Below are 7536 nucleotides of genomic sequence, written 5' to 3'. Positions count from 1 at the left end.
GATAGTATTCTACAAAACACAAGCTTTCAGAACAGGGTTTCCTACTTCTTGCCAATCTGTTTTTGCTTTTCTGCCTGCTCCATCATCTCCCTCATTTTTCGTTGGAATTTGTTCTCCTTCTTGGGCTTCGTCTTATTGAGCTGTATCTGCGCATGGATCTTGTCTTCATCCAAGATAAAACGCTTAATGGCAAGCATTATAAAAATGGTGATCAGGTTAGAAATAAAGTAATACAAACTCAGACCACTCGCATAATTATTAAAGAAGAATAACATCATTAACGGAGATAGGTACATGATGAATTTCATATTAGGCATCCCTGGTTGGGTCTGCATATTCTGTCCGGTGGTCATCATCATATAGAAGAAGATCGCAATAGAGGCCAGAATTGGAAATAAACTCACATGATCTCCATAAAAAGGAATCGTGAATGGCAATTGAGCAATGGTATCATAAGACGATAGGTCTTCTGCCCATAAAAAAGACTTCTGCCTTAAGGCAAAAGAAGTGGGGAAAAACATAAATAGCGCATAGAAAATAGGTAATTGCAACAAGGCGGGGACGCACCCGCTCATGGGACTTACCCCGGCCTTATTATAGAGTTTCATGGTCTCCTGTTGCTTCTTCATGGCATTGTCCTTGTACTTCTCGGTCAATTCAGTGATTTCTGGTTTAAGCACCTTCATTTTTGCCTGAGACAGATAGGACTTATAGGTTACAGGAGACATCAGTAATCTAACAATAATGGTCATTACTATGATGGCGATCCCAAAGGGCAAGAATGAACTAATGAATCCGTAAAATGGAGTGAAAACATAGCGGTTTATCCAACCGAAAATTCCCCAACCATAAGGAATAGATTCAACTAACCCCAAATCCTTGTATTGCTTCAACACCTCTATATCCGTAGGGCCATAGTACCAATTCATGGCATAAGACAATTCGCCTCCCTCAAGAGCTAAAGGAGCCACGGTACTGAACTCTTTGGTGAACTTAGCGGTATGACTTTCCTCCGTAACCAGGTTCTTAGAAGAAATATCTACGGTTTCAAAATGCTTGTTGGTAGTTAGAATGGTACTAAAAAAATGCTGGCGATAGGACAACCACTTTACATCTATCTCGTTTTCTTCATCGTCACCACTTTCAGATAGCTTACTGATCTTCTCTCCTTCGTGGTTATAGGTTAAACGGGTATACCTGTTTCCGTATTGAATACTTTTGTTATGTCTTATTCCCCTGAGTTTCCAATTTAAATTAATTGGTTGATTCTCATTAAAAACTCCGTCAAGTCCCTGAGAACGTACCGTAAAACCAACTAAATAATCTCCAGGTTTCATCTCATACCGGTACTCCAGATATTGGGTAGAAGAAACCTTGGCCTTTAAGGAAAGGATCTGTTCATTGCCGCTTTGGGACATTGTTGGCTCAAAGAAAAGATCTTTGGTGTTAATGATCCTGTTATTGGTGGTGGTAAAATTCAAATCAAAGACAGCATTCCCGTCTTTAACCAGGAAGATCGGCACAGAATCATAGGTGACAAAATTCTTTAAACGCGCCTCTATAACCTGCCCACCTTTATTGTTTATCTCCAGGAACAAGACGTCGTTCTCTAGTTTGGTGGTTCCTTCGGACACCTGTGAAAATCCAAATTCTCCCACAGCACTTTTGTAATTTACAAGTGCTGTTGAATCTTGTAAATCAATTGGTTGCGTCTCCAAGACCGGCTTCGCAATGATCTCTTCCTCAGGAGATTTTACAACTTCTTCCTGTTCAATTTTCGCCTTTTGGGCTTCAATTTCTTCGGGGGTAGGCTGATTCTGATAAAACCAGAATAACAGAATACCAAATATCAGCACGAAGCCAATGATCGAATTTATGTCTAATTTCTTTTCTTCCATGGAAATGTTTCTCGTGTCTATCTGCTTAACATCCCATACAGGAATAATGATAGATCATTACGTTTTACGCGATTGCAAATATAAGTCCAAATGTGGAGTTTATGCCAAACTGGCATTGGTTTGTTGCTTTTTATGGAACTGGACGGCCTTGATGAATCCTACAAATAATGGATGTGGATTGGCAACCGTACTCCTGTATTCGGGGTGGTACTGTACCCCTATAAACCAGGGATGATCCGGCAGCTCTATAATTTCTACCAAATTAGTGGCTTTGTTGATCCCTGAAGCTACCAGTCCGGCTTTTTCAAATTGCTCTTTATAGTCATTATTGAATTCGTAGCGGTGACGGTGTCTTTCAGAGATCTCTTTTTTGCCATGATATACCTTTTGCACCAGGCTTCCATCCTTTAATTCACAGTCCCAGGCACCCAAACGCATGGTTCCTCCTTTGTTGGTGATTGTCTTCTGTTCTTCCATCAGACTTATGACAGGGTAAATCGTCTCCTCATCCATCTCCGTAGAATTGGCTCCCTTTAAGTTAAGGACATTCCGTGCAAATTCAATGACGGCCATCTGCATTCCCAGGCATATTCCCAAAAAAGGTATTCCATTTTCTCTGGCATAACGAACGGCCTTCACTTTACCCTCAATTCCTCGTTCTCCAAAACCTGGAGCTACCAGGATCCCATCAAGACCCTTCATCTTTTGCTCAAAGTTGGCATTCGTTATATATTCTGAATGAATAGACTGAACGTTTACCTTCACCTCATTTATAGCTCCGGCGTGTATAAAAGATTCCAGAATAGATTTGTATGAATCTTGGAGTTCCACATATTTTCCAATGAGTCCGATGGTCACCTCGCTCTTTGGATTTTTATGTCTTTCTAAGAATTCATTCCACTGGGTAAGGTCCGGAGGGGTAGTATCTGGCAAGCCTAATTTTTTTAAAGCCACTGTATCCAAGCCCTCCTCTTGCATCATTATAGGAACGTCGTAAATAGTAGAGGCATCTATAGATTGTATGACCGCTTCTCGCTTTACATTGCAAAACAAGGCCAGCTTCTCTTTAATCTCATCCGAGAGTTCATGTTCTGTTCGGCATACAAGAATATCTGCCTGTATCCCACTCTCCATCAGAGTTTTAACGGAATGCTGAGTAGGTTTTGTTTTTAATTCCCCGGCTGCAGACAAGAATGGCACCAGCGTTAGGTGCACCACTATGGCATTATTATCACCCAGTTCCCACTTTAATTGTCTAACAGATTCTATATAGGGCAAAGACTCTATATCCCCAACAGTGCCTCCTATCTCTGTGATAATTATATCGTATTCGCCGGTTTTACCAAGTAATTGAATACGCTCCTTGATCTCGTTGGTAATATGCGGAATAACCTGAACCGTCTTCCCCAAAAATTCACCGCGGCGTTCTTTTTCTATAACACTTTGATAGATCCTCCCGGTAGTAACATTATTTGCCTGTGATGTTTTTACGTTTAAAAAACGTTCGTAATGCCCAAGGTCCAGATCGGTTTCTGCTCCATCATCGGTCACGTAACATTCGCCGTGTTCGTAAGGATTTAAAGTACCCGGATCTACATTGATATAGGGGTCTAATTTTTGTATGGTTGTCTTGTAACCACGGGCCTGGAGTAGTTTAGCCAGTGAGGCGGCAATAATTCCTTTACCTAACGAGGAAGTAACGCCTCCCGTAACGAATACGTATTTTGTAGATGACATCTTGCGATTCTTGGTTACGGGATTCAAAGATACGAATTGCATTTTCAAATCACAGGGAATCCGCCGGAAAATCTTTTTGGATCTTTAGTAAGAGGCCTTCCAGTCCGTTCACTTTAATTTCCAGGGCCTGTTTCATCATAAAGCCCAATTTACCTTCGGGAAAGCCCTTTTGATGGAACCACTGCAAGTAAGACTCCGGCAACAAAATGAGATAGCGTCCTTTAAATTTACCAAAGGGCATTCTGTAATGCGCAAGCGCTATCAACTCTTCTTTCCTGGGTTCCGTTTGCATCTATAAATCTAATTAAATTACCTTTGAAAGAGATCAAAAAGTGTATCCATATGAAAAGAAGGTCTTTTATTGGGTCGGCAGCCGCAGCTTCAGCCGGACTATTAACGACGGCTGGCCTTAAAGGGATGGAGTCTTCTGCTACCACAGATTTAAAAGGGAACATTAACCACAGTGCCTGTTATTGGTGTTATGGAGATATCCCATTAGATACCTTTCTTGCTAATCTATCCTCTCTTGAAGTAAAGGCCATAGATCTGGTTGGGCCTGAAGATTGGCCACTTTTAAAAAAGCATCATATTCACGCCTCGATGTGTTGGGGTGCGGAGATAAATCTTACCGATGGATGGTGCGATAGGACGTATCACAAAACCCTGATCAAAAACTATACTGAAATGATCCCAAAAGTAGCGGCAGCCGGATACACCAACCTAATTTGCTTTTCAGGCAGCCGTCGTGGAATAGATGATGCAGAGGGATTACAAAACGCGGTTGATGGCTTGCAGAAAATTTTACCCCTGGCAGAAAAACACGGAGTGGTCATCATGATGGAATTATTGAATTCCAAAGTAGACCACAAGGATTATATGTGCGATCATACTTCCTGGGGTGTTTCCCTCTGTAAGGCGTTAGACTCAGAAAATTTCAAACTACTTTACGACATCTATCATATGCAAATCATGGAGGGCGATGTAATACGCACCATTGAAGAATACCATCCATACATTGGGCATTATCATACCGGAGGAAACCCCGGGAGGCATGAGATCAATGAAACCCAGGAATTATACTATCCTGCGATTATGAAGGCTATTGTAAAAACAGGTTTTAAGGGCCATGTGGCTCAAGAATTTATCCCAAGCTGGCCCGATAAGATCGCAGCTTTAAAAGAGGGAGTCACCATTTGTGATATATAGGCAGTACTTACCAAAACCATAAACCAGTATGAAGAAGGAACGAAAATTAGCCATTGGAATGTCTATGGGAATGGTAGTTGGTGCTGTAGTAGGCGTAATTACTAACAATCTGGCAATTTGGATTAGTTTGGGGATTGCGATTGGTGCCGGCATTGGGTCTGCCTTCTATTATGAAGACTACAAAAATAAAAAGGACTAAAATCTTAATTGCCTTTAGGACGAAAACTTAATAAGTAGTTTCGTCTTAGTTATCGGACAATAGATCCTCAGAAATTCTTTGATTCCATTCCAATTGTTTCTCTAGCAGTCTGGAATAATTAGTCTCCTCATCATAGCGTTTTTGAAATGCACGCATCTCTAATAGGATCTGTTCATAGATCCGTTTCATTTCGGCCTTTACATTAGAAGAAAAGGAAAAATTACTTACTCTTGCCCTCATTTTCCTTGCGAATAATTCAGAAATATCAAAATGAAGTTGTTCGTGGCTCAGGATTACTTTATTGGCGGTTTCAGGCACATACCAGGACGATTCAGGATAGAAAAAAGAGTCGATACTCCAATCTACCTCCATTTGCCCCCGTTTTTCCAATGCAGAATACCGATAGGAAATTCCACTTGCTGTAATCGCCGCTACACGCGGGTTTTGAGGTGGCTCTGCCTTAAAATCGCTCCAGCTTAATCTGTGATCAGGGGCCCATCTAATGGCATTTTCTTCCTGACAACTGACCTTAAATGCCGTTGCGAGCATCACATACAGCAACAAATATCTTAAGCTCCCCAATGAAAATTAATTATTTTTTCTATGTCCGGATGAATACTTTCGAGCACCGGGCAGGTATTTGCCGTACGCTCCAGAATTATTCTGTTTTTATCAGAAATTCCCACTGGCATATGGAGTTCTACCTCAATCTTAGAGATCCTTCGGGGATTGGAGGCCATATGTTTGGTTACTTCGGCATAAGATCCTTTTAATTCTTCAGCGAGCAAATTTGCCTTGATACCCATAACGGTAAGCATACAACTTGCTAAACCCGTGGCAATGGTATCGGTTGGGGAAAAAGCCTGTCCCAACCCATTGTTATCTACCGGTGCGTCTGTGATAAAGGTGTTTCCTGAGGCAAGATGCTCACAAGAAGTGCGCATATCACCAGTATAAGTAACTTTAGAGGTCATATCCTAAGGAGTTAATTGTTTGATGCTCATGTTTTGATACATCATAATATAGGAAGCCAGGTTAAAATACCCGGAGGCAATGTCTTTCGCATAATCGAACTTATTCCCGGAATATTCGGTGAGTCCGATACGATCTGAAACCGCCAGCAAATTAGGTCTGTAGGCAAGTTTGAGGAAAAGATCATAGGTAAGGTCGAATCCGCGGGTAGCATATCTATCCGGATTGGAGCCGTAACGTTTTCGATAATTTCGCACAAACACATCATTGCCTGTTTCCTTATAAATTGACGGATAGGTAAAATTAAGGTTAGAAAGGTGAGTCCCCGAGATGACCTCATTCTCAAATGCCTTATTCTTATTTGTGGTGAACATCCGTACCGGTGTTTCTTCTGTATTTGCAGAATTTAGTATGGAGGTAACACTGGCCACTAATTTAAAATTATCTGTTTCAACAAAAACCCAGTTTTCTTTTTCCAAGGAAAGTAAAAGGGTAAATGCCTCAATATCCAGAGAAATATTTTTATCATTTTCTAATATCTGAGTCGACTTCGCCAAGGGAAAGCGCTCTTGTATCATGGCCCGGGTTGAATCGTTCTTGGCATCACTGATCACTATGATATTTTGATCTGTTCTTATATTCTCCACATAATCCAACATTTTTTTTCTGAGTAACTGATCCGAAGGCACGGAAAAAAACACATTGGGCAAACTAAGATCGCTCTCAGCAGTAAGAGGCGCTATGATTGGTATTTGATACTGGTTTACCTGACTAGCCACTTCCTTGAGTATATCTGCCTGAAGCGGTCCAATGATCGCATCTATCTCCCCCATGTTCTGTTGTGCCAGAATAGACCGTACTCGTTCTTTACTTAACTCAGTATCGAATGCCTTTACACTCACTGACACCCCGAGCTTGGCAATAGAATCGGCTGCCATAAGAGCTCCGCTGTACAGGCCCAGACTGTATGAAATAGCATTGCTTCGCTCAATAGCTTGTTGAGTATTTACAACGCTGTCCAGATCAAGACGGTTGAGACGGAAAGGCAATAAAACAAGGACGCGTGGTCTGTTTTGCCGATTTATACTGTCTATAAGATTGATCTTATCCAGAATCAAGGAATTTCTCACTTCGAGATTTACTGCGTTCTCTTTTGGTAATTTTAGGACCATCCCGGCTTTTAAACCTCTTGACAGGGATGGATTTAAGGCTAACAATTCGCTATAGCCAATACCCAGGTTTCGCGTTAACGAGTATTCGGTCTGTTTAGGTTTTACCTCGTAAAAAATATAATTCTCTGTATTTACCTCCTCGGTTTCCAGTTTCTTTACCGGTAGCCTAAGAACCATGCCCTCTTTAAGACCACCTTGTTCAAGGATCATAGGGTTTAGCTTAATGATCTCCTCCGATGTAATACCGTATTCTCCACTTAGGCTATACATTGTTTTTTTAGATGGGACCGTATATGACTCAAAGAGCGTAACTTCTTGTCCCTCCACTGTGCTCCCCGGTTTTCTTGGCAAA

8 protein-coding genes are annotated in these 7536 nt (G+C 41.3%); 2 read left to right on the top strand and 6 right to left on the bottom strand.

The window, feature by feature from the left end:
- Nucleotides 1–41: 41 nt before the first annotated feature.
- The 3 genes from yidC to WBM49_RS13980 all read right to left on the bottom strand — a co-directional run bounded on the left by yidC (nt 42) and on the right by WBM49_RS13980 (nt 3927).
- Nucleotides 42–1898 carry a membrane protein insertase YidC gene (gene yidC, locus WBM49_RS13990; protein ID WP_424372663.1) on the bottom strand — a complete coding sequence of 619 codons (1857 nt, stop codon included), beginning with the start codon at nt 1896–1898 and terminating at the stop codon, nt 42–44.
- 99 nt (nt 1899–1997) lie between these two features.
- Nucleotides 1998–3635 carry a CTP synthase gene (locus WBM49_RS13985; RefSeq protein ID WP_424372662.1) on the bottom strand — a complete coding sequence of 546 codons (1638 nt, stop codon included), beginning with the start codon at nt 3633–3635 and terminating at the stop codon, nt 1998–2000.
- A gap of 49 nt (nt 3636–3684) precedes the next feature.
- Nucleotides 3685–3927, bottom strand: a complete 243-nt coding sequence (locus WBM49_RS13980; RefSeq protein ID WP_424372661.1) for a DUF3820 family protein — start codon at nt 3925–3927, stop codon at nt 3685–3687.
- Between the two features lie 50 nt (nt 3928–3977).
- On the opposite strand from WBM49_RS13980, the gene WBM49_RS13975 reads away from it, so the two are divergent.
- Both WBM49_RS13975 and WBM49_RS13970 read left to right on the top strand, forming a co-directional pair.
- The gene (locus tag WBM49_RS13975; RefSeq protein WP_424372660.1) at nt 3978–4841 is read left to right on the top strand and encodes a hydroxypyruvate isomerase family protein; all 864 of its coding nucleotides are present in this window, start codon (nt 3978–3980) and stop codon (nt 4839–4841) included.
- A gap of 28 nt (nt 4842–4869) precedes the next feature.
- Nucleotides 4870–5040, top strand: a complete 171-nt coding sequence (locus tag WBM49_RS13970; protein ID WP_424372659.1) for a hypothetical protein — start codon at nt 4870–4872, stop codon at nt 5038–5040.
- Nucleotides 5041–5085: 45 nt separating this feature from the next.
- Here WBM49_RS13970 and WBM49_RS13965 read toward each other — a convergent pair whose 3' ends face one another.
- From WBM49_RS13965 to WBM49_RS13955, 3 genes are all read right to left on the bottom strand, one after another.
- Nucleotides 5086–5589 carry a DUF922 domain-containing protein gene (locus tag WBM49_RS13965; protein WP_424372664.1) on the bottom strand — a complete coding sequence of 168 codons (504 nt, stop codon included), beginning with the start codon at nt 5587–5589 and terminating at the stop codon, nt 5086–5088.
- A 20-nt stretch (nt 5590–5609) separates the two neighbouring features.
- Nucleotides 5610–6014, bottom strand: coding sequence for an OsmC family protein (locus WBM49_RS13960; protein WP_424372658.1), 405 nt, complete (start codon nt 6012–6014; stop codon nt 5610–5612).
- Between the two features lie 3 nt (nt 6015–6017).
- On the bottom strand, nt 6018–7536 hold a 1519-nt coding region (locus tag WBM49_RS13955), incomplete at its 5' end, for a LysM peptidoglycan-binding domain-containing protein (RefSeq protein WP_424372657.1).

Source organism: Muriicola sp., assembly GCF_049669965.1.
In the GTDB taxonomy this organism is placed as follows: Bacteria; Bacteroidota; Bacteroidia; order Flavobacteriales; family Flavobacteriaceae; genus Muriicola.
This window is presented reverse-complemented; position numbering and strand designations above follow the sequence as displayed.